Below are 23238 nucleotides of genomic sequence, written 5' to 3' on the forward strand. Positions count from 1 at the left end.
CTAATGGGGGGGGAACTTATCTTCTAACTCAGTAACTTTCGTTCTAAGTGATTTTATTTCAAGGTGAAGAATTTCATTTTCATCCTTTAATTCATTGTTGATTATTTCTTTTATGTTTCGCAATTTTTCAAGGCTGTTTATGTTGTTTTTCTTTAGTTCTTCAAGTATGGTGTTAATTATTTTGTTATTTTCGCCTTGGTAGTACTCAACATTTGGTGCGTTGTAGATTATCCGCTTGACATTTATTAATGTTTCAATATTTTTTTTTGCTTTTTCGTCTTTAGTTCCGTTACTTTTAGTTTTAGTTTCTTTGCGGATTTTACTTATCGCTTTTTGTAACTCATCTGCTTTTGGGGAACTGAGTTTCGGTCTTTTTTGTTCAAAGAGCTTTTGGTTATAATCCTGTTCAATTGTGGTAGGCTTGTATTTTTTTAGGTTTTCAATTATTTCATACATCTCTTTAGTGTTTTCTATGCCATAGCTGTTTAAATGCATAAATAAAGTATCAAATATTGCTTCATCACTGATGCCTTTTTTTAGCTTTATTTCTGGTGAAAGGCATATGAAATTAAGTATATTCTCGAATGTCGATTTTTTAATATAGAACTTGGTTCTTTCTGCGTCCTTTGGAGTTTGCTTTATTTTCTGTGTCCATTTACGCCAGTGGTCTTTTAGTTCGTATTTGTGGTTATTAAGAGTATGCGTAACCGCAGCCTTGTTAATATCATCTTCTTGAACAGTTAGTTTTGTGATTAACCTTGCTATTTCTTTATATAATTTGTGTTTCTTTCCTATCATGTCTAATAGGTGATGACCAAACGTTGCCCACTCTTCTGTGGTTCTGTCCTGCCTATCTCTCCCCATATTAATATTTCCTTATGTATGATTTGTACCGCTTGCCCTGCTAAAGTTTTACCTAAACGACCATCTCTCTATCGTCTTAAATTTTAGCATGGACATATGTATGTCCACTGTAAAAATAGTGTTTGGTTCATGCTATATTGATAGCATGTCCACGCTATAAAAACAGTATGTCCTGACTGAAAAAAATTGTTGAAATTCACATGGAATCTAACTTTTTACTGAGTTTAAGCACTTTTTGGATTATTGAAGTCATTACGATGCTCTACTTTTGATGATTTATCAAACATTGATGGAAAGCAACGATTGCTTGCCGTAGAGAAGCATTTTTATGACTCTGGGGACTCACACGCCGTTGTGCTCTTGTCGTGCATAGTTTGCTTCATGTGGATGTGAAAGTAGTGGTGTAAGTTGTTTGTTAGCAGTAATATCAACTATAGAAACTTGTTTAAATGTCAGATCATTATTCAATAATATAGGTATTCATGGATGAGTAGTTCTAAGCCATCTAATAATCATTCCAATAGTTCTAACAGTGGTTTAGACGAAACCAATATTTTTGAAAACTTCGTTCCGAGTAAGATTTTTGATATATCAAGAACAGATAAATACCCATTAGTTCAGCCAGAACTTAATTGTATAATTGCAGACCTCACAAATTTCAAGACATTAAACTACACAACTAATATCGCAACGATTATGAGTGTGCTGCGAAACAGAGAAATTGTTGAGTACCAACAAAATCTCATGGAAGCAGCAATCCATAACATCAGCGAAGATACAGTTGATATAGATTTCATTCGTATCGGTTTAAATCTCTCTATCACTGATATCGAGAAACTACTTGATGGCGAAAATGGCCTAATTAGGGTGAGAACCCAAAATAGGCAAGACCGCCTAACAGTAAAAAAGCTGAATGTTGGTAATGAAAATGCTGGTTTCAAGAAAAGTGATAATAAACCATTTTTTACACAGAGATTCCAGTTGGTCGCCGACCACGACGAATACCGATATATTAATATCTATATTGCAGAGCCTTATCATGATAGAAATAAAGGTAGAGCATTAAAATATAACTGTGAAATTGAATACATTCCTACTCGTGTCTCCCGCCAAATGGCTTCTTTTATGCTTTACCAGCTCCAATCATTATTAGAAACCCGCCGTTACAAGCAACTTATAGATAATGCCCTGCTATTAGAATTACACACCGGATATATCATGTACGGCGTGTCACAGCTTTTTGGCTTTATGCTTACTAAGCAAAATAGGGTTAAAGTCGGCGAAGTTTTCCCAAAAGAAAAGGATATGGCGACTGAAACGACTTACACAGGGAGCCGAGGCAACGACCACCTTATTGGCTATGACAAAACGCTCAAAGAGAATAAGAAGTTTGTTGAGGAAGTTGGATTAGGTTGGTGGCTTGTAGCGTCGTCATTAGACGGTATTAATGATTGGTTCCCTAATCAGGTTTGTAGTCTCCGCCTAGAGTCTCGGCGCAGGTTTGACAAAGACCCTTTTAAATTGGCTGATATCAACGTAGTAGGGTCATTATTAGAAAATGTTCGCCTAATACGACCTAAACGGTTATTCGACCTCAATGATTCTGAGCTAAAGACGTTGGTTATTGATAAAAGCCTAAAGAATCGCCGAGCAATTCACGCTCGTTTGGGAGAGCTGAACGAGGCTCGTAAAGAGGCTGGAAAGAATGCTCGTTACCTTACTTTCAGGTTCAACGGTAAGAAGTTGAAAAAGGCCATAAGCACATTATCAGAGCGATTACTTGAAGCAATCTGCAACCCTGCTAAGGAACTCGCTGCTACCAAGGGGAATTACACTCAAGCCGTTGCTGATGTTCGTGAAACAGTGGAACCACGCATTGAAGAGGTCGCTAGTAAGAGCCATAAGCTCCCTAACATTATTAAGGCTAAAGAAAGGGCTGTTTATGTGGAGGGATGCCCGGGCTCTGGTAAAACATTGTTAGTAGTCAAACGAGTTGAACATCTGCTTAAGCAAGGTACTAAGGAGAGTGAAATCTGTGTGCTTGCCTTTACGAATAAAGCTGCCGAGGAATTTGCTGAACGCTTGAAAGAGGCAGAGCTACACAGTGAGAAGATGTTCGTGGGCACCTTTAGTAGTTGGTGCAACAAGCTGCTTAAAATCAACGATGATCAACCAATACTTAACGCCGAAGCTGCGTCAAAGGTTATTGAAAACTTGATCAAGCCAAAGAGCAAGATAGCCCAAAGCTACTCGTCTGATGATATTAGCCGCCGTTGTCAGACGATCTTTAATCACATGGCTAACTTTGATGAGCCTCTTCTTGGTCGCAGCATCATGAAAGTAGCACCAGATTTAGCCGAATTTGAAGATGAAATTGATGCCCTACTAACAGCTTACAACCAATACAAGGACGGCAAATGTCGTGACTTTAATGACCTCTTGGTACAGCTACGACAACGCTTGAAAGAGAGTAAGTTCTGTAAGAAGGTTACTAGCGAGACTAAGCACCTGATCATCGATGAAATCCAAGATACGAATAGAATTCAATGGGATATCATCAAAGCGCTATATGATCACGGTATTCATTTTTTCTGCGTAGGCGATCCTGCCCAATCCATGTATGGCTTCAGGGGCGCTAAACACGAATACCTCGACAAATTCGCTGATACTTTCAAAAACCACAAACGCTTCCAGTTAGCCAAAAATTATCGCTCATTGAAGCCCCTAGTTAGGTTGGCTAACGACATTCGCTACAAGATTAATCCTAGCTACAGCATTTCAGTTTCGGTACATGATCCGAAAGATAGTGATAATCCTCGTTTAAAGAGCTGCGACAAGCTACAGGACGCTATTAAATGGTTGGTGGATGACATCAAAGAGAGACAATTGACTGATAGCCTACTTATTCTGTGCCGATACAACAAGCAAGTAGAAACTGTTGAAAAAGCCCTTAAGAAAGCCCAAGTTAAGTATGGTGAAGATGAAGCTATTCAAGTGCTTACTTATCACAAAGGGAAGGGCTTAGAAGCAGAACATTGCTATGTGCTTGACCCTCAGTTCAGTCAATTCAAGTTATCTAGCTACAAAGAAGAGCTATGCAATGCCTATGTAGCACTGACACGTGCAGAGAAGACGCTAACCATACTGGCATGTTGCAGTGGTTCATCGGTCTACGGATTGGATGAAGAACGCAGCAAACGCTCTGGGCGCAGCATATTCCTTGATCTGCCTGAAAATATGCTTGAAATCGTCGACTAGCAAAACTCAAAGGTATCTCACATAGGCAATATTTGGACAATGACATATTGCTCTAAGGTATTGACGTTTATATTTAAAATGTGTTTCATAACAGTTTAGGGGACGGTATTTTATTTACCATCAATACTATAGTGGGTTTGTAACTAAGGGACAGTAAATGAGTGAATTGCTAAAATGGAAGTTTGGCGCCATCAATGATTCTCTGGAACAATTATTTGTTTTGGTTGAAAAAAATGAACCCCCTCATAGGTTGGAAGACTTAAAGTCTTATGTTAGCAAGACGGGCAAGCTCGAATTCGATGATGATAGTTTTATACACATTTCTGATTGGTTCGATGTTTTAAGTGATGAAACCCTAAAGAGCTTTAAAAAGGCGATGTATGAAAAAAGCCGTAAGAGAGTCAGCGTGGCAGCTGGTACTCAGGAAGCACTTCAGACATTGAAGGAAATGCATCAATTCAAAAATACTAATGATGTTATTACATATTTGTTGGATGTATATAACGAATGTCATGATCAAAATGACCCAAGACCCTATGTTAATATTATGCCTGAATCAGTTTACAAAAAGCTTAAAGAGCCAATTTTGCCTTTAATACCCCGAGCTAAATAGTTGCTCTGAAAAGTAGACACTACATGAGTGCAGTGTCTACTGGTTAAGGGCGAGAATAACCACATTAAGGGAATGAATGTCATGGGACGACGATACAGACGCAGAAGCAATGCCAGCCAGATAATCTCTGACTCGGTCGTTATCGGCAGTCGATTACCTTGGTATGGTGCATTGTTGTTTGGTCTCATATCCTTTTTCATCTTCTATTACGTAGTCCCCCATTGGTTTTTCCAAACACATATTGAAGAAGCTGGAAGTCATGTGTCTGTAGGAGCTGAAGCTTTGAATGCTCGTGGTGTTAGACTCTGTCATTATTTAGGTATCGCTACAGGCGCGATAGGGTTGTTTTTCAGTATCAGGAATTACTTCTGTATGGGAATGCCGGAACGCAGCCACAGAGGTATTGTAGCGTTTTTGGCTAGAATGTTAGGCCGAGAGTTGGATTAGTATCCTCTTCTTGATGGAGATCAGATGTTACCTGAAGATAAAATGCCCGAAGCAGAAGTCACTCTTCGCCTCGCTATTTCTCTGATAGAGAATGGCCATGTACAGGGCGACATTATAGTGGCCATAGATGGGGCGCAGGTTCGGACAAAAAATACTATTCACTTTCAGCTTGTTGAATTTTTGAATGAACGCGGATGGACAAGCCCTGTTCAACAGAAGCGTTGGCAGTCGAAATATTCTAATAAAAAATATGCAGCTTCAATCATTGTTCGCTCAAGCTCTGGGGTGGGTGATCTTGTTGCAGAGCTTCGAACAGGCCAAAGGCTGAGGGTTGAATCAAAGAAAGGGCCACTAATCCGCAGTAAGTCATCCCAAGAATATTCTCTTATTAGGGAGGCCATAGGGCAGCTTGTAACAATTGAACATCTTGAACAAACCGATGTTCTAGCTGTTGCTGTACCAAAATCAGAAAAATTCGATGCGCTTGCAGAGTTGTGGAGAGTCAGACCTTTAATGAAAAGCACAGGGATACACATCCTCACAATTGGACGTGATAATTCTGTTTCAGGGTTAAGTGATCTGATCCAGTAAAGGCGGACACTGTACTGTACGCATTACTAGCTCTACTTGCACTGGTAGAAATCTATACTATCGTCATATTGATAAATGGTATTTTGATTCTGCGCTAAGGATGGCTAACCTATGGTTTTCAGACCTATACGTGTTCTTGTCGCGACAGCTGCGTTAACCATTTTCGGTTATGCTGCTATGTTTTTTATACTCCCTAACGCAGCCACAATGTATTGATGACTTGTCGGAGGTTTCCGATGTTGCGTTGCTCAGAGCTAAGCAGGGCGACACTTCACCAATGCACATTAGTGCTACATTCGATAAAGAAAAGAACCAATGGTGTTATGTCGAGGTCGTTCAATAGATCTTGCTAGCTGCTATTCTGCGACTATAATTACTGTATATATTAACAGTGGTTCGTTGCTATGCGTGTTATCCCTATTCCTGCCCGTGCTGGCATTACAGGTTTTGAGTCACCTGCGGCTGAATACACTCAGCTAGGTCTAAGCTTGGATGAGCTATTGGTCGACCACCCAAGCTCAACTTTTATGGCTTATGCCCTAGGGGACTCGATGCAAGATGTAGGTATCTTTGATGGTGATATTCTCATTGTTGACCGCCACGAGACTGTGCGAAATGGCGATGTCATTGTAGCCAATTTAAATAGGGAGTTTGTCTGTAAAATCATTGATATTCCCCGCCGTTTACTGCTTTCCTCTAATCAGCAACACCAGCCTGTCATTATTCATGAATACGACGAGTTTAGTATTGAAGGCGTAATCACTCGTTCTATTCGTTGCCACCGTAAAAGTCCTGTATTGAGTAAAAAGTAGATGTTTGCGCTAGTCGATGCCAATAATTTACTGTAGTGCGGAACAAGTGTTCCGGCCTGATTGGCGTGGTAAGCCTGTTGTTGTGCTCAGTAATAATGATGGGATGATTGTTGCTGCCAATAGGCAGGCAAAAGAGGCGGGTATTCAGAAGTTTGTGCCTTACTTTCAAGTCAAAGCGCAGTGTGCGGAGCGTGGTGTGATTGCGTGTTCATCTAATTATGAACTGTATGCTGACTTGTCGAGCAAGATGATGGATATCATTGGCCGCTTTGCGCCTGAGCAGCATGTCTATAGCATCGATGAAACGTTCTTGTCGTTTAAGAACTGCTATCCAGCGATAAAATGTCTTCATACTCAAGGTCAATTGATAAGACGGGCAGTTTGGAAAGAAGCTCGCTTGCCTGTTTGTGTGGGAATTGCGGAAACCCTGACCTTGGCAAAACTGGCTAACCATGCTGCTAAGAAGATTGAGGGTTATGAAGGGGTTTGTGTTATCGACAATGACCAAGACCGAACCGCTATTCTAAAGCAGCTAGCAGTAGGCGATGTTTGGGGGATTGGGCGCAGGATTAGTGCAAAGCTTGAACTGATGAATATCTGTACTGCGTTTGACCTAGCAAACATGCCAGCGGGGTTAGCCCGTAAACAGTTCAGCATTGAAGTCGAGCGGACAGTACGAGAGCTTAACGGCCAAGTATGCAAGGTGTGGGATGAAGCGAGGGCTGATAAGAAGCAGATATTCTCGACAAGAAGCATGGGTGAGCGCATCACTGATTTTGAATCGTTACTGCAAGCACTGAGTAAGCATGTGGGGATTGCAGCAGCTAAATCACGCAAGCAAGGCTCGGTTTGCAAGACGATGCTGCTATTTGCGAGTAACTCCCCCCACGATGAGCGTCCTGTAAGCTACAAAACCGTGGTGCATTTCCCTTGTCCGACGAACTGTACGATAGAGCTGACTAAAGCAGTATGTGAAGCCGCACCCAAGCTATTTCGTGAAGGTGTACGCTATTACAAGATAGGCGTAGGTTTGATTGATTTAGTGAGCGAGAAACACAGCCAATTAGACTTGTTCAATCCTCCCACCGCAAAGCCGGCACTAATGCTTACACTCGATCACATTAACCAACGCTATGGCAGTGATACTCTGTTTATCGCGGCTCAAGGCATAGAGCAAAAATGGGCAATGCGGAGGGATTTGTTAACGCCCCAATACACTACTAAATGGCGAAGTATGCCGATCGTTAAGTGCTAACGAAGTTATGCCCCCTTTCCTCGTTAGCAAAATGACCTCTAGCTAATTCCAACATCAAAACATTAACCTAATTTTAGTAATGCTACAGAGTTCTGGCCTTATCAGTCATCAACCGCAATTACCCTAGCTAATAAGAAAATGTGGTACGCGTGTTAGTCTGAATACGAGGCCAGAATGTAGTCAATCAAGATCAATAATCAGTCAAAAGGGCGTAAACGAATAAGAAAGCTAAAAAATATCAAGTGATTACCCATCAAACTGTATAAAAAACCGCTACCGGAAAAAAGCAAATTCCTATAGCATAATTTGTGTCAATACACATGGATTTGGCTGCCACCAAGTATATCTAGAAATTCGTGCCCTATAGATAATGTTCAGATCCTAAGATGTTACGCTCTCAATTAATCAGCGAGATTTTATGAAGTACGACAAAGTAATCGATCGAATTAAAAGTGGAAATATAAGTCGCGCCGATCTCGTCAAGCTGAAACGGAACGCAGACGAAAAATATAGTAAAGGTGATACTGATGCTAAGTATGTTATTGATGCGATAAACAATTCCACGCCAACTGATTCTTACATACTTTTCATGGGGTTTTGTCCTGGAGCTGACTTCAATGAACGCCTTGATACCGAATGGAAAGAGAAGGGAATCTGTAGATTCGATTATCATGAGAGCGAGCATCAGGTAGAACGTTTCAACAGCATATGTAAAGGCGACCTAGTTATCTTAAAGAAAAGAGAGCAATTTGGTAAGACCATGAAACTATACGGGTTTGGTCGAGTGAGTGGAATAGCCTATGATAATGATCAAGTGCGATATCTCAAAATGGATTGGTCAGACCAAGAAGAAACTATCGAAGTTCCTTTGATGGGGTGTAATTCCACTGTTGACATCAGAACTATTGAGGCAGTGGAAAACGAAATGACAGAAGAATTCTATACATGGCTAAAAGCGTAACAAAGCGCTGTTGGCTACTATATAACCTAGGTGGAAGCATGCACATGACTAGAATAGCAGAGATTATTTTTGAAACGGCAATCTCTGAGGATAAAGAACTTTCGCTTATTGCTAATCAAGGGATTTTTCATATGCCAGAGTTGGCATTTGCTTATCAATGCGGTAAAGCCATTTTAAAAGAAGCTCATGCAATCTTTGATGGTCTAAGTGTTACTTGGATTAGAGAGGGAAATCTTGGTAATGGTGGTCCTACAGATCTAGTTTTTAAACTTGAAAATGGAGATACCTTAGCGATAGAGTTCAAACTTCGAGGTACTGCAACTGCTTACAAAAAGGATATAATTAAACTCTGTAAAATTAAACAACCAAATACATCAAAGATATTTTGTGCATTAATTGATGTTTTCGATTCGAAATTACCTGATGATGGAAGGCAATCTTATATTGAGTCAATGGCTGGATATAAGGTTACATCGTTATTGATAAAATCATTTAAGACAAAACAAAATTGGTATCAATCGAAAACTTCTTGTGTTGTGGGGGCGTGGTCAGTTTCTTTGAATGAAACAGATGAATTAAATAGAGTGCTTTGTGACAGTTGCGAGTAAATACCCTTTTGAAGAAAGAACCCAAATGAATCAGAGCGAAGATTTTGGGAAGATTCTAAAGCCGTGGCCAGCTTCACTTGACCACTACAATCTGATAACACATATATGGAATAATTTAGTATCATGAATGATATAGAATTGGCTTTCAAAATAGACTCGACAGTTGGATTCAACTATGAAAAAGCTCATACAATAAGGAATATATATAAAGGAGCTGAGGTCCAGTATATCCGCAGAGCCCTTGAAGCTCTAATTATTAATACACTAAATGAATTTCAAGAGGCTATTACCCCTAACCTTTATGAGAATATTGAAACATTATCTAGAAGCAAGTTAATTTCATCAGATATTATATTTCTTTGCCATACTGTTCGCCGTGAATGTAATCAGCAGCTACACTTTACTCCTAACTTTAACGAACTAAACTCAACAAATGATAATTGTGCTTTCGATACATTTGAAAAATTAATTTGTTTATATTACATATCATTAGGTGGAAAACTAATTGACTATGAGAAATCTAAAATTACAGAGAATGATATTCAGGCGTCACTTAAAAAAATATACTTAGAAGAAGAACTATCTAGTGAACAAATACTTAGAGTCGCTATGTATTGGTTCGAAAAGCACAGAGGAAAAAGGGAAAATGGAACATCAAAAGTTACCTCTATAGGTACACCTTTTTTCTTAGATTCAGCAGTAACACTAGTACGACAAGTATTAAGAAACACAAATGACGCATTATTTGACCTATCAGTTACATTATATTTAATTATATTACGCGAGCCTGTGTTTATCGATAATAATTACGAAGAAATATATAGATATGTCAAGTATAAAACTGAAAAAGGTGATTACCAATCGCTAGATGCTTTAATTGACGTTACTATTTATACCGATCATTTAATACCAGAATCTGCTGAAATACTCAAATTAGCTTTTGAGTCAGGAACATACCTCTCATTAAAATCATTAATTGCTATTTATTGTTACTATAATGGTATTAATGAAAAATTTTCAAGTTTAGTTACTGAAAATATATCAATTGCTAGGGATGCTCTTTTACAAGCTGTTAATCATGAAGATGCGGACCATTCAGTATTTCAAATATATGCAATTGACTTATATCGAGGAATAACAGTTGAGCAAGACTTCAAGAAAGCATTCGACATTCTAGATAAACTAGCGTCCCTCAACCCTGTTGTTGCAAAGGAAACCAAATCAACTCTTCTAGGTATGTTTGAATCAGGCCATATTGAAATAAAGAAAAACAAGACAGAAACACCCTTTAGCTCCAATAAGTTAGGACGTAACGATATTTGTTTGTGCGGTTCAGGAAAAAAATTTAAGAAATGTTGTTTAAAATAGTCATTACACTCACTCTGGCACACAACCACAGTCTCTTCTGAGGCGATAGATATGAAGTGAAAGTAGAATAATATATGTTTATGAGCTTAAAGAAGTGCTAAAAAAGTATGCTGTGTACAATTATATTGGAGTCCGATTGAGCCGAGATATTTATTATGTTTGAGCTTAGTGGTAATGCGTTGCCATCCACTTAGGCGGGCGTTACTCCATAGAAAAATTAATCTGAGACTCAGTAATTCGAGCTTAAAATCTAACTCGGAAATGCCCCAAAGTGAGCTTGTGAATCTGTCTCTCACAGACAGATTCACGCATAAAGCTCAGCTATCTCGTGTTCGTTATGTGCTGACGTGTTTCTGCACGCCTAAGTTAGTTAGAAGTCAGATATGAGTCAAAATCTGAATGTTTATGCAGTTTTGTGTGCATAAGTGAAGACTATCGACAAAATCGAGCAATTCGCTTCAAAAATAGCAAAAAAATGCGCGTAAACACACGATTTCTGCATGTTAAGATTTATTAAAGTGCAAATGCTATAGCTTGTATCAACGTTCGATAGCTACATTGTGTGTTCGCTTATCATCTGCTTTTTTAGGATGCTAAAAGTTTTATAGTGAAGTATTGGTGATTCACGATTAAGTAGCAGTTGTAGGTTTAAAGTTGTAAAAAATAAATTTTTTAAAGCTAAATTTTGTATCGGTGCTTTTTATATGAAATTGATTAATACCACGACGAATTTTTCATACATACATAGTGAACAACTAAAGGAACACTTGAAAATTTTTTTTGCAACTAAAGAATTATACGATTTTAGCTTCAGTGAGGAGGCCTATGAGGCTAAGTTAAATGACTTCTTATGCAGAATTGAAAATGCAGGGGAAAACTATTTTTATGAGCTTCCTGAATTTAATGATAAAAGTGTTGTTTTAAGAAATTTTGGAATTTTTCCATTACTTGTTGTTGCTAGAATAAGAAATTTTAAACAGTCTAAGATTTTTGAAAGAATAAAAGTTTCTGTCGACGGGTGTAATCGGATGGTTTCCTTTAAGTATTATTTGTCTCCATTGGAAGTTTGGCTCAATTCTAATAAAAATAGAAGTGGAATTATTTTTAAGACTAAATACCCTGAATATCATCCATTTTGGTTAAAAAACACAGATGGTTTAAGTTGTTATAAAGACGCAAAAGCACGGTATAGAAAATCTAACTCTAGCTGTAAATCAAATTTTGATACACAAGTTAAAAATTACTTAGAGATTATTGAAAGTGTAGTTGGGAGCGATGTTTTTGACATTTGTTTAAAATCAAATTCGGATAAGATATTTCAATTGGTTGAATTGCTTGTTTATACAAAGAATATATATGGTGTCAGCTTGAAACCAATTTTTTCTCGACTAAGAAAAGAGCTTTCATTTAGTTTTTTTGCTAAGTCTTCACCTATAGGATATCACATTCCATCTGGTGTTGATGATTTGGATTCAATAGTTAAATCCTTTATTGAAAATTTCTACTCGCCATCAGGTCTGAATAAGAATAATGCAAATTATATTCCAGCAATTTTGAAAGAGATATTAACTTATTGTATAGATGCTATAGCTGATGATAATAAAAGAAATTTAGTAAAAATATTGCCGGATATTTTTGAAAAAACAGCAGAGATTATTTCTTCTGAAAATTCTGAAAATTCTGAAAATTCTGAAAATTCTGAAAATTCTGAAAATGCAGGTATCTATTGTGATATTGGTTCATTTTTAACGGCAAGTGATGATATCTTCGTTCTATTTTCTTATAGGTTACAGATGTTGTTAATAGGCACCTACTATCGAAGTAAAATTGAGCTTTCTAAAGATGTTGCTAGCTTTTTAAGCGTAAGAATATCTAAAGATATATATAAAAAATTTGAAAGTGATTTTGATAAATTGAGCGATTTATTTATTTCCAATAGAAAAATTTATCTTCATGATAGGAATGCTATATATTCTAAAGGAGCAAAATTTTTTTTACAAGTACTAGGTGTATTTTGGATAATAAATGGATATAAAAATTTTAATGAAATAGAAAATTTTGATCTTTCAATATCTATAAGGATAGTGCAAATTCAAAGAGAAATCGAAGAGGGTAATCATAATTACGTTTTTTTTAAAAAATACTCCCCTTCTAAAATTAAAGGTTTGGCAAAATTTAGTGGTAAGGTTTTGAATGAAATTGAACGATGTGCTAGGTTAGCATTGGACTCAGGTTTAGATATATTTTATTTTATGGAGCCGCTAAGCTTTAATTATGTTAGCCTACTTTTTTTAAATATTTTCAATGAAGATCTGAATGGTGAAAAAGGCATCTATTTAGTGGTTTCAAAAACAGGTGATATTTTATTCCCAGACTCGGGGTTTAAGGATTTTTTGTAGTAAAGCAAATATTTTTCAAGAGCCAGTCGAAAAATAGCTGACTCTTGAAAGGGATAAATCTTAAAGTCATTTATACTTTTTTAGCAATGGCTCCTGATGTAGCGGCTCCAGAAATCCCGCCAACCGCTGTAACGATTGCTGTACCTCCTGCCATACCTGTCCCTCCAGCTGCTAAACTGCCACCTCCAATAGCTGCTAAGCCAGCAGATGAAGCCGCAGCGCCTGAAAGAGTCCCTCCAGCAACACCAAAACCTGCTGAGCTAACTACTGCGCCTATCACTGGTGCATAAGCTAGTGCCATTCCTCCCGTAGCGATTGTTGCCGTTACAACAGCTATCGACTTAATAGGGTTATCAGCGATAGTTTCAACAGCAGACTCTAGACTTTCACATATCCAATCAAACATAAGAACCTCGACGTTTATGATGAGCTATATTGCTCGATTTCATGATATATATCGCAGCTTGTATGGGTCATCTAAAAAAAACACGTCAATTTTCTTTTGTTGTAACGCATTGAAATATAAAACATGTTTGTGATTATTATAAATTTCCTTAGGTAGGGAACAGTTTTTAGCACAGGTACAGTTAAACTCGATTTTTCTCACTGTTACGATGTCGCGATGGAAATGCTTTTAGGGGCTATTCAGACGACATTATGATTCTGAAATTTATCGACGGCGACCTTTCTATTCTTTTCTATGGTGCTATCCAAGTCGCTACAGATGCTGCACGTCACTATCCGGAGAAAAATCGTTTCGAATTAGACATAAGCATAGCTCAGCGATTAAGCATTGTAATGCATCATCACTGATGTCTGCAGGGGGCGTTGCACTATGAGCCGCGATCGTACACATTCATCGAATTTTATATGTATAACTGCAGTTCAGATGCTGTTTTATGTCGATGACTGCTGAAACAGCTCAAATATGCGCATAAACGCGCGATTTCTGCATGTTCAGTTATTAAAGCGCCTTTAGTCAGGGTTAACGATTTAAACTCTCTCAGTAGTGTATATTCACTAACGTGACTACCAATTTGCATCAATATCTTTTAGCTTTAAATTCAGTATCTTGTGAAATTTAAGAAAATCCCGCCAACTGCACGGCCGTAATCTACTAAGCAAGATTGTATTTTTGGTTAGCCCTAATTTGGGGCTTAACTGAGGAAAAAGCAATGAGTAAACAAAGTTCATCTCGCCCGCCATCAAACCAGCCTGCTAATGGCGGCAATTGGCCAAGTACTACCGGAAACCCATCTGGTACTGGTCGGGGTAATGCGATTCCTGCACCTGCTAAGCGTTAGTTAATGACTGCGGGGGAGTGTTCCCCCGCTTAAGGGGGAGCCTATGAAAAAATTTAGCTCAAATAAAGACTTTCATGTATATATTAAGCAACTTTGCAGAGCAGGCTGGACATTTATCCAAGGAAAGAAACATGCAAAGCTTTTATCTCCCTCAGGTAAAAGGGTTGTAGTTCCAGGTTCACCTAGTGACAAGAGAGCCTTTGATAACTTTAAACGTGACGTTAGACTTTGCTACGCCATGGGGGCTATATGAAGTATGGATACATTCTACCAACGCCAGTTGAAATCATTCGCGAAATAGCCGGTTGTTTTGGTATTCGAAATACTAAAACAACAAAGTATCTTGATGACAGGGCTAGGGAAGCTGTTCTTCACCCTGTTCAGATCAGCGAATTAATCAATAGTGTATTCTATGAAAGCTTTGCCAAAAGCGACTTGAACGATTTTGCGGTATTCACGACACATGCAGTGAATTCCAGTATCAATACGTACTGTCAAAAAATGGCAGGGCGCGGATTTTTTATAGGTTCGAGCCGTGAAAGAGCACTTATCACAATCAACAGTCACTTCTTCGCTATACAACTAGAAGCCGCACTAACAAAAGTGCTCGATCCGTTAAAACGCTATTACGCCCCTTCGACTCTCGATTTATTGAGTTCAAATTCGGCCTTTGATCAAGTTTGGCGTTGGTGCCACGACACGTTTTTGGGCTGGAAAACATTTACCGAGGCATCAAAAGAGGATAAAGATAAAATCAGAAATTGGCGTTCAGGAAAGCATATTCCTGATTATCAAAGTCTGAGAACGCTTATCCCTCACGAAAACCAATCTTTTACTTTCCCACTGTTGTTAACAGCAAGATTCATCGATGTACTCAAGACAAAAAGTTGGGGTAAACGACTGATTAAAGGGGTAATCGACATTGTCGTTACGGGCAACTGCGATTTAACAGCTAAGATGAATAGACACCCAAATCGTTATCTTTCAGCATTTCCGAGTTTTCGAAATGAGCTATCGGCTTTAGAGAAAATTTTAACCAAACGAAACAAAACATTGGTTGACTTGGATTTTGCGGCAAAGCAACTACTGCTCTGCAAAAACATCACCACAGCTCTAATTCCAAGAGGTGGCGAAGGATTACTAAGCTGGTTTGAAGCAAGATTTTTAGTTTTGTCAGGCCATTTAGTGCCTGCCCAAATAGTATATGAAAAAGCATTTGATTCTTTATTGTGCTGCGGCGGGTCATTCATTGAGCTGGTAATAAACGAGTGTTTAGTGGTTTCAAGTGCGGCAGCTAATCCTGATAACGTTTTTCTAAAAAAGCTTAAAACAGCGCAAATTCTTTATGGCTATGACATCCCCTCTGCTGAAATCGAATCAGCGAAAGGACAACTACGCATTAAAGACACAGTGGAAGATTGGGAAATCGATATGTGGCGTAAAGGGTTCGAGCAGATGTTCTTACCTCGCACTTTATTTCCTGGAGTCTCTTATCCTTTCTCCGCGAACTATGGGCCATTAATGCTAGATCTCAACTGCGAGATTAAGCCTGATTTAAGATATCCAGATAAAAAAATCAATGTTGGCAGTACATGGAAACGAAGAATGCCTCAGCTTAATTACTTCATTATGATTGACGACATATCAGCTGTTAGCCTACTTCTTCACCGTGGTGCAAATATAAACGTTATCTCAGAGGTTGGTGACACTCCACTATTGCTGTCACTCTATAAACTAGATTTACTTGAAGTGCCCTATCAGTCTCTTAATAGGGGCTTTTACGACGCCATAATCAAGAATCCAATGACCTCCGACACAGTGAATCAAAAGACGTCAAAACAAAAGCACCTTGCACTGATACAAGCTGTCAGAACGGGAAAACTCGAAATAGTAAGTAAGATTATTGAGTTAGGAGCAGATGTCGGCAAACGTGGGTTAGCAGACCATCAAACTGCACTGAATGAAATCATTAAGATGATCGGCGTTAAAAAGAATCCTAAGAAATTTCGAGAAATGTTACTGCACCACCCTGTAACCCCTGAACTGATTGATGCAGAAAGGCGTCTATTAACAGGTGTACTTGGTCACAGTTTTTCTGAGTTAAAAGAGCAATTATCCGAGCGAAGAAAGACTCAGTTATACAAAGATATAGCAGAAGAAATGGCAGATCTGATGATTGATCGAGTATGCAAAAATACCAACATTGATGAACTCAGAGACATTGCGAGATTGCTAATAAGGCAAGGCGCAGATGTAAATGCCGAGCATAACAGTCCAGCTAAAGGGTATACCCCACTAATGTTAGCCGCAGAGTTGGATGAGGGCGATTTATTTTCGCTAATGCTTGAGTACGATGGCAAGCCAGATAAGATATTCATTGACCCATACACCAAGACTCCTAACAATGCATGGCAGATTGCGGCTTTCTGGCGCTCCCGCTCAATTTTGGCTTTGAGGCTCTAAAGGAATTTGTTCTGGATGATGCACTTTAAGTTCAATAGCGGATTGATTGTAGTTAGTGAATCGAACTTATTCTGACTGAATTGACAAGAGGTTCCTAGTTCCGTATCAGCAATGCTCTTTAATACATATTAAAATCCAAGCCCATCATCTAGTAATCAGCTTGTCTATTCGTATCAGCTAAACATCATTGGGAATTATTTATTATTTACAGTGAAAGGTCATTGAAAGTTTATTTTAATAAAAAATAAGAAAGGAGGTCATGCCTCCTTTAAGGTGTTGTTGAACTTTTAGTTACAAGCTGAAGGCTTTTGAGCATGTTTTGAATCTACGGCTTGCCAACCTTTACAATCACCATTTTGACACACCCTTATGGCGTAATCTCGGACTGAGGGCATCACGTTGTGCAGTATCACTGTTCCAGTACTGAACTCACCTTCAAATTGAGCACTTTCCCCCATAGCATCTCCCATAGGCACTGAATATAAGCGGTACCTCACACCATCTTTGGTGATGCCATTCATCATTGTCAGCTTATACATTTCACACAGACGGGCAGCGTGGCCGAAGTGATCTAAGTACCATTGTTGCTCACAAACGTCTTTGTTTGCCAAAACGTGTTCTAGGCGATTGGCGGTTCCCGCTGCCACAGCTTTAGCCACTTGGTAAAGCTTTGACGCATCCATAATGCCATCACCACAAACACCAGACGCACAGGTCGAACCCCAAGTGTCAGTACGGGCTGTGATTGATAGTGCTGTGCCTAATTCAGCAGGAGTTACTTTCGAAGCATGTTGAGTCACAGTTAGTGCTGCTGATACTAAAGGGGCTGAGTAAGACGTGCCTTGACCATAACATGCACCGCTGTTTGTCGCGCTACAAATTACTGCCATTTCGTCACCTTGCACCACGATATCAACTTCGTCACCATAGTTACTAAAACCAGCCTTGTCACCAGTGCGATCTACTGATGCAACAGTAATTACGTTATTGCATTTCGCTGGCACATACCCCACAGTGTTAGAGCTATAGTTGCCTGCGGAATTGACCACAACAAAACCTTTCGCAGTTACCTCGTCAATTGCGGTTTGCAAGTAATTGGGGCAAGCTTCACTTGAAGAGATTGGTGCACTAATACTCATGTTTATGACACCGGGTTTACCTGCATATGGAGTCACGCCTTCGTATGCGACACCACTTGCCCACCATAATCCGTCAGCGACGTCAGATAAGAAGCCAGTACCACAGGTTAATGCTTTGATAGCATGAACCTTAACATTGTTTGTTACCCCAGCTATACCTGCGGCATTATTAATTTTGGCTGCAATAATGCTGCTGACGTTCAAACCATGACTTTGACAGCCTGTCAGCCCTGCAGGTGGACGATAGTCGTCACTGCGTTTTTGTGGCTCACCACCTGAGGTCAGTGCTGTGGTAGAAAAATTTCGCCCACTGAAGTACGGCACTTCACTGTTCGCGACAAATTCAGAATCAAACACCAATACGTCAGGTGCATTAGTTGATTGCTGAGTGATATTAGGCATACCCGCCGCATCCCACAATCCAACAATGTTAGAACCAGAAGGAGTAACATCTGCACTTTCAAAGTAGTAACGTTGATAGGTGCTGTATGCGGGGTCATTAGTAGCGCTGCTGATCACGCCGCCTTCACTGGTAACTATATCATTACGAGTGGATACCTCTAGATCAGCCTCAACATATCCCACGTTACTATGAGTGTTCAGATGCTGCGCGACTTCTTCTGCGGTATAGCCGTAGCTAGGTAAGCTAACCACTTGCATCGGACTTGCATTAGTGGCTGTTAACGACTTTGAACGCATCACTCCCAAAGTGGTACCGCTGATACACCATTCACCTTCATTTTTCGGCGTTGGTACGCATGTGGTCGATTGTATTGCAGGGAGTTTGGCTACACTATTTAGATTGCTAGTAGCACTTTGGCTATTTACAACAGGATCTTTGGTGATCACAACTCGAACCGTACCACTCGCTACCGCGGATATTGATACAGAAAGAGCCACCATTGCTAACGCCACTACAGACAGTTTATTTGTTATATTTTTCATATCATCATTCTCGTTCAAAATTTGAATTAGTTGACTGAGCACATATTGACGTCAGTGCCGACAATGGCTGCTAAAAAGGAGACAGGGGCTGCATACTTCCACACACCATCCTGATATGAACCAAGGTTTGGGTTGCCTTCAAACATCGATAGGCTATAGTCCATCGGGTTTAAATACACACCCGTTACCGCAAAATTACCTGTCGCCCAGCTCGCTATTGAAATCACTTCTGCTAACACTTGTGAACCCGCTTGAGAGTGCTGCTGCGCCTTGACAAGAATGTCGGTCATAGCATCACTTAAAGCCATCTCACTTACTTGTCCTGCGTTGTATGCTGACACCAAGTTAGGCCCATGAGTCGACCACGCTAACAACGATGCTTTCGCGGTGCTGCTATTCACTGCGGATTGGAATTCTTTACCGTAGTCGCTATAAACCGTTTCCCCCATCACCATGGCGATTTCAGAAAGCTTGTTCACCAAGGATAAGGTTTGTGCTCTTTCAGCAAATGACTTGATTTTGGCCGCCGAACCAGTGATTTTAGTGATCACTGGGGCTGCAGTTGTATCCTTTAACGCTGTCTTGCTGGCTTGCTGTACTTGCCGATTTTTACCATCAGTAATCGTCACAACATTGGTGAACGTGGAAGTTGCGTAATCCACATCCCCCACAATAATCGTGACTGTCACCTTGTCATCTTTAATGGCATGCTGCACCGTCGCTACACCACCATTTACTGTTGGCGCGGTTTTTACGCTAAAGCCATTCTGAGCACCAGTCACAGTAAGTACATACTGTCCCTCACCGCCTTCTGCAATCGCCGCAGGCAGCGCGGAGGTGACGGCAACAGTTAATGCTGGCGTCGTAGTGCCCCCTCCCGTCGAACCGTCATCAGGGTTGGTTGGGGTTGTTGTTCCTGAATCACCGCCACCACCACAAGCAGATAGTGCAAAAACCGCGGCCATAGCAGTTATAGATAAATGCCGATTATTTATTTTCATGCTTTACTCCTACTGATTGTTAAATGTCAGGTGCTTTGAATATGATGTTGGCTTAATACAAGGTAAATAAAGGCCTATACGATAAATGGTGAACTTATCGCTAACATCGTTACAATTTGGTATTTATTTATAGGATCACTTTAAAAAATAAAATTTATTTAATATTGTTAATTCATCACCTCCCCCCAAATACATGCTTTTTGCTGAGTATATTTCAATAAAAATGTTTGTTATATGCTTGCGATAATTCAACAGATACTTATCAGGTGGAAATATATTTAATTAAACCTTTTTTCTTGTAAGGCCTCTGTGAATTTAAATTAAATTTACGTTCCAGCGCCTTATTTAAAACAGCTAGAATTCATTATGCTGCACGTCTAGGAGATTCTTGCCAAAGTGGCTTTGACTCTCTTGCAGCTAAAATATCTGAAGCGGCAAGATGGCACTGTTTGCCTTCGCTCATGCCTCTGATAAACAGCTGACCTTTCAATTCAATTAGGGATATACGGCTGACTACAATGTTAAGGTCAGGGGTTTTAAAGTGGAGTTCACAATCAGAGCATATCGCGGACTTCACAGTATTAAATACATCAGGCCTAATATTGTTAAGAACCGTATGCATGTTCAAATCGACATTGCCCACTGCTCGCTCAAATCGAATGACCTTACTTTGGTGATTCGCTGTGCGTTTTTTCTGGCAAGTGGCATTTGCCGCATCAAAAACATGCTCAATAGACCTATATATCTCTGGAGGTAATATTCTCTGCACAGACTTACTCACGAGACTCAGTGCTATCGCCAATTCAAGGGTCATTTCTAACGAAGGAGAATTCTGTACCGCAAACCAGAGCTGTGGCTTACCATTTGGATTGGCACAGTAAGCAACCCCCTGAGATTCCAGCTCAAGCAGATCGTTTTTGGCTGTATTCTCTGATACTCCAAATTGTTCCACTAACTGTTTAATAGTCGTGGGATTAAATACTGACAATACTTCTTTAGCTATCATGAATAAACGCTCTGTGTTTTTCATTTCATCAACCCTTTTGGAAGATTGAAGGTAACTAAAAATCAATCAATTAGGCCGCAATTCCGAGCTCTTCACAGTTAATTAAAAACTGATCAGCACAATAGTCTTCCCAAAGATTTATGATGCGCTCAGTAGAGCATCTGGATTTATCTAGGCCGAATTCAAAGATATCCCTCAATTCATCCAAAACCTGAAACTCAGAAACTCCATAAGTGGCACAAATAATACGTGTAGCATTATTCAGATTTTCAACATTGAATTTGCTGCAACAGCTGCTGATTGTGAGTATTGTGACCGATTTCATGTTCCACCTCTTGCTGCTATGTGACTTTTGGCTGTGTGAACTATAGTGCCTAAAGGTATAATCAAAAAGTGCATGGTTTTGCTATACACTTTTTGATAACTTGTGTGGTTTTTACATGCATTGTCTCTAAAATGTTAGTTTTAGATATGTTTTCAATGAGTTAAGTTTTAGCTGGTCATAAATATTGAGATTTTCTGAAAGGAGCAGATTTTTTATTTAACAGTGTCTATCGAGACTTGTATTGCTGCTGGTTGCCATCAATTATTTGTTTTAGACTGATTTCGCTATTACATCAGGATGAAGCTTTAAGAGCCCTTTGATGGAGAAATCTACATGCCTCGTAAACACGTTTGTACCAATCGCACTAAAATTGATGGTTTCACCACTACAAGGTTAAGTATTTGGGGATGTAAATTATGGAATTAATGGACGCACATGTTGTTCTATGGAATGAGATTAACTCTCGTCTAGGTGGTTGGGAAATTAACGAAAGTGTATGGGACTGGCTTGTTCGGAAAACTAACCTGCGACCTACAAAGGCCAACATTAAAAAGTTAGCTGACGATATGTATATTGGGGAGGCAACACTTCATCGTCTGAAAAAGACAAAACAACATTCATTAAACAGAGAAAGCTTGCGTAAACAATTATCTAAATACACTTTTGAAATATCTGGTTTCAACATAAAGTCCAGTTTAGGTTATTATGGCTACCCACCAGACACAGTGTATGTTAATAGAAGTTCAGAGGATCTTAATGATGAGCAAATAGGAATAAATAACGTTATAAAATCAGACTTTTTTAAAGTCATCAGCAATACTGAAAAAGAGTGTGTGCTATGTGATTTTTGCAATGCTAAAGATTATGACTTTAATTTATATGAGACCACCAAAGAAATCGATGGATATTACCTATTTTTGAGCACTCATAGACATAAACAATATGGTGCAGTTTCTAATGTAGGTGGTAAAGGGTTTGAGTTAGAGTTTGCATTTTGTGAAAAATGCCTGCATGATTATTATGCTGTATTGTTAATGCCAATATCTTCCCTTATTAAATTGATTACTGAAAAGCATAAGTTAAATCAGCATCAAATAGCAATTAAGTTAAATGTTTTGCAAGGGATTATATCTAGAGTTGAAAGTAATAAATTGGTGTTTGTTAATCATAGGTTATTAAAGAAGTTGTATGGATTGTATCTAATTGGAGACTATTCTGAGAATCAATCTAAGTATAATAAATTATTGTCTATAATAGTTGATTTTGCTGCGAGGAAAATAGATTTCGATACTCTTTGTGAAAACATGGGTGAGGTTGATGCTTGTTTCAATCTAATGACTCCTTTGGGTGATTTTTACACTCCATCTGAATGCGAACAGATTCCATTTTCATTAGATTTTTTGATGGAATATGGCTACGTAGATGTTATTGATAAAAATTTTGATGGAGGAGCTCCTTCCTCTTTAGTCGAGTATACTATTAAGAATAAAATATTAGGGGTATATGTTGATTCAGAAGAGATATCCTGCTGGTATGAAATAGACTATCGTTTTGAGGGGAATACTGGCTATCCATATTTCGAAGGAACTTACTACTCAGGAAATGTCTTCATAGAGCATAAGCTCATTAGTATGGGGGGCCGCCGTACTAAGAGTATCAATAAAATCGAAGGAATGAGTTATCATAATTCGGAGAAAGTAAAAAGGTTTCTAATTAAAAATAACTTTGATCTTGGTACTCAGAACGGCGAGTGTGAAGTCAAAAAGTATAATTGGTTAGAAGGAATTGAGTATATTTATTACAGATGAAAATTATCCCATTCTAATTGTGGTTAGAATGGGATAATTCAGAACTCTACGCCAAAAGCTTATACCTTTGA

General features: G+C 39.0%; 17 protein-coding genes and 1 pseudogene. 13 read left to right on the plus strand and 5 right to left on the minus strand.

Annotated elements, in window-relative coordinates; all coding sequences use genetic code 11:
• The gene (locus tag FJD32_RS04160) at positions 1 to 864 is read right to left on the minus strand and encodes a hypothetical protein (protein WP_140906607.1); all 864 of its coding nucleotides are present in this window, start codon (positions 862 to 864) and stop codon (positions 1 to 3) included.
• A 486-nt stretch (positions 865 to 1350) separates the two neighbouring features.
• On the opposite strand from FJD32_RS04160, the gene FJD32_RS04165 reads away from it, so the two are divergent.
• The 9 genes and pseudogenes from FJD32_RS04165 to FJD32_RS04205 all read left to right on the plus strand — a co-directional run bounded on the left by FJD32_RS04165 (position 1351) and on the right by FJD32_RS04205 (position 13176).
• A complete protein-coding gene (locus tag FJD32_RS04165; RefSeq protein ID WP_140906606.1) occupies positions 1351 to 4122 on the plus strand; it encodes a DEAD/DEAH box helicase in 2772 nt (923 codons plus the stop codon).
• A gap of 157 nt (positions 4123 to 4279) precedes the next feature.
• Positions 4280 to 4735 carry a hypothetical protein gene (locus FJD32_RS04170; protein WP_140906605.1) on the plus strand — a complete coding sequence of 152 codons (456 nt, stop codon included), beginning with the start codon at positions 4280 to 4282 and terminating at the stop codon, positions 4733 to 4735.
• A 471-nt stretch (positions 4736 to 5206) separates the two neighbouring features.
• Positions 5207 to 5773 (plus strand): hypothetical protein, encoded by a 567-nt coding sequence (locus FJD32_RS04175; RefSeq protein WP_140906604.1) that lies wholly within the window; start codon positions 5207 to 5209, stop codon positions 5771 to 5773.
• Between the two features lie 404 nt (positions 5774 to 6177).
• Complete coding sequence (gene umuD / locus FJD32_RS04180) at positions 6178 to 6585, plus strand: translesion error-prone DNA polymerase V autoproteolytic subunit (protein WP_025007871.1); 408 nt, start codon at positions 6178 to 6180, stop codon at positions 6583 to 6585.
• Positions 6586 to 7840 (plus strand): annotated as a pseudogene (locus FJD32_RS04185) (Y-family DNA polymerase).
• Positions 7841 to 8258: 418 nt separating this feature from the next.
• Positions 8259 to 8801: a hypothetical protein gene (locus tag FJD32_RS04190; RefSeq protein WP_140906603.1), complete on the plus strand. Its 543-nt coding sequence runs from the start codon at positions 8259 to 8261 to the stop codon at positions 8799 to 8801.
• Between the two features lie 44 nt (positions 8802 to 8845).
• Positions 8846 to 9409: a hypothetical protein gene (locus tag FJD32_RS04195; protein ID WP_140906602.1), complete on the plus strand. Its 564-nt coding sequence runs from the start codon at positions 8846 to 8848 to the stop codon at positions 9407 to 9409.
• A 123-nt stretch (positions 9410 to 9532) separates the two neighbouring features.
• Entirely contained in the window at positions 9533 to 10777 is a 1245-nt protein-coding gene (locus tag FJD32_RS04200; RefSeq protein ID WP_205403028.1) for an SEC-C metal-binding domain-containing protein, read from the plus strand.
• 704 nt (positions 10778 to 11481) lie between these two features.
• Positions 11482 to 13176 (plus strand): hypothetical protein, encoded by a 1695-nt coding sequence (locus FJD32_RS04205; RefSeq protein WP_140906601.1) that lies wholly within the window; start codon positions 11482 to 11484, stop codon positions 13174 to 13176.
• 70 nt (positions 13177 to 13246) lie between these two features.
• Here the strand turns inward: FJD32_RS04205 and FJD32_RS04210 are convergent, their stop codons facing one another.
• Positions 13247 to 13582 (minus strand): hypothetical protein, encoded by a 336-nt coding sequence (locus tag FJD32_RS04210; RefSeq protein ID WP_140906600.1) that lies wholly within the window; start codon positions 13580 to 13582, stop codon positions 13247 to 13249.
• A gap of 769 nt (positions 13583 to 14351) precedes the next feature.
• Here FJD32_RS04210 and FJD32_RS25230 point away from each other — a divergent pair.
• The 3 genes from FJD32_RS25230 to FJD32_RS04220 are packed head-to-tail and all read left to right on the plus strand — an operon-like array spanning position 14352 to position 16943.
• Positions 14352 to 14480 carry a hypothetical protein gene (locus FJD32_RS25230; RefSeq protein ID WP_258195984.1) on the plus strand — a complete coding sequence of 43 codons (129 nt, stop codon included), beginning with the start codon at positions 14352 to 14354 and terminating at the stop codon, positions 14478 to 14480.
• Positions 14481 to 14523: 43 nt separating this feature from the next.
• Positions 14524 to 14733, plus strand: a complete 210-nt coding sequence (locus FJD32_RS04215) for a hypothetical protein (protein WP_140906599.1) — start codon at positions 14524 to 14526, stop codon at positions 14731 to 14733.
• Complete coding sequence (locus tag FJD32_RS04220; protein ID WP_140906598.1) at positions 14730 to 16943, plus strand: hypothetical protein; 2214 nt, start codon at positions 14730 to 14732, stop codon at positions 16941 to 16943. The genes FJD32_RS04215 and FJD32_RS04220 overlap by 4 nt, the downstream gene beginning before the upstream one ends.
• 287 nt (positions 16944 to 17230) lie before the next feature.
• On the opposite strand, the gene FJD32_RS04225 is transcribed toward FJD32_RS04220, so the two are convergent.
• The 3 genes from FJD32_RS04225 to FJD32_RS04235 form a co-directional block, all read right to left on the minus strand.
• Positions 17231 to 19027, minus strand: coding sequence for a S8 family serine peptidase (locus FJD32_RS04225; RefSeq protein ID WP_140906597.1), 1797 nt, complete (start codon positions 19025 to 19027; stop codon positions 17231 to 17233).
• Between the two features lie 26 nt (positions 19028 to 19053).
• Positions 19054 to 20028, minus strand: coding sequence for a hypothetical protein (locus FJD32_RS04230; RefSeq protein WP_140906596.1), 975 nt, complete (start codon positions 20026 to 20028; stop codon positions 19054 to 19056).
• A 364-nt stretch (positions 20029 to 20392) separates the two neighbouring features.
• Positions 20393 to 21058 carry a DeoR family transcriptional regulator gene (locus FJD32_RS04235; RefSeq protein WP_140906595.1) on the minus strand — a complete coding sequence of 222 codons (666 nt, stop codon included), beginning with the start codon at positions 21056 to 21058 and terminating at the stop codon, positions 20393 to 20395.
• 717 nt (positions 21059 to 21775) lie between these two features.
• On the opposite strand from FJD32_RS04235, the gene FJD32_RS04240 reads away from it, so the two are divergent.
• Positions 21776 to 23167: a hypothetical protein gene (locus tag FJD32_RS04240; RefSeq protein ID WP_140906593.1), complete on the plus strand. Its 1392-nt coding sequence runs from the start codon at positions 21776 to 21778 to the stop codon at positions 23165 to 23167.
• Positions 23168 to 23238: the final 71 nt, after the last annotated feature.

Origin of the sequence: Shewanella sp. LC6 (genome assembly GCF_006385735.2) — a bacterium.
GTDB lineage: Bacteria > Pseudomonadota > Gammaproteobacteria > Enterobacterales > Shewanellaceae > Shewanella > Shewanella xiamenensis.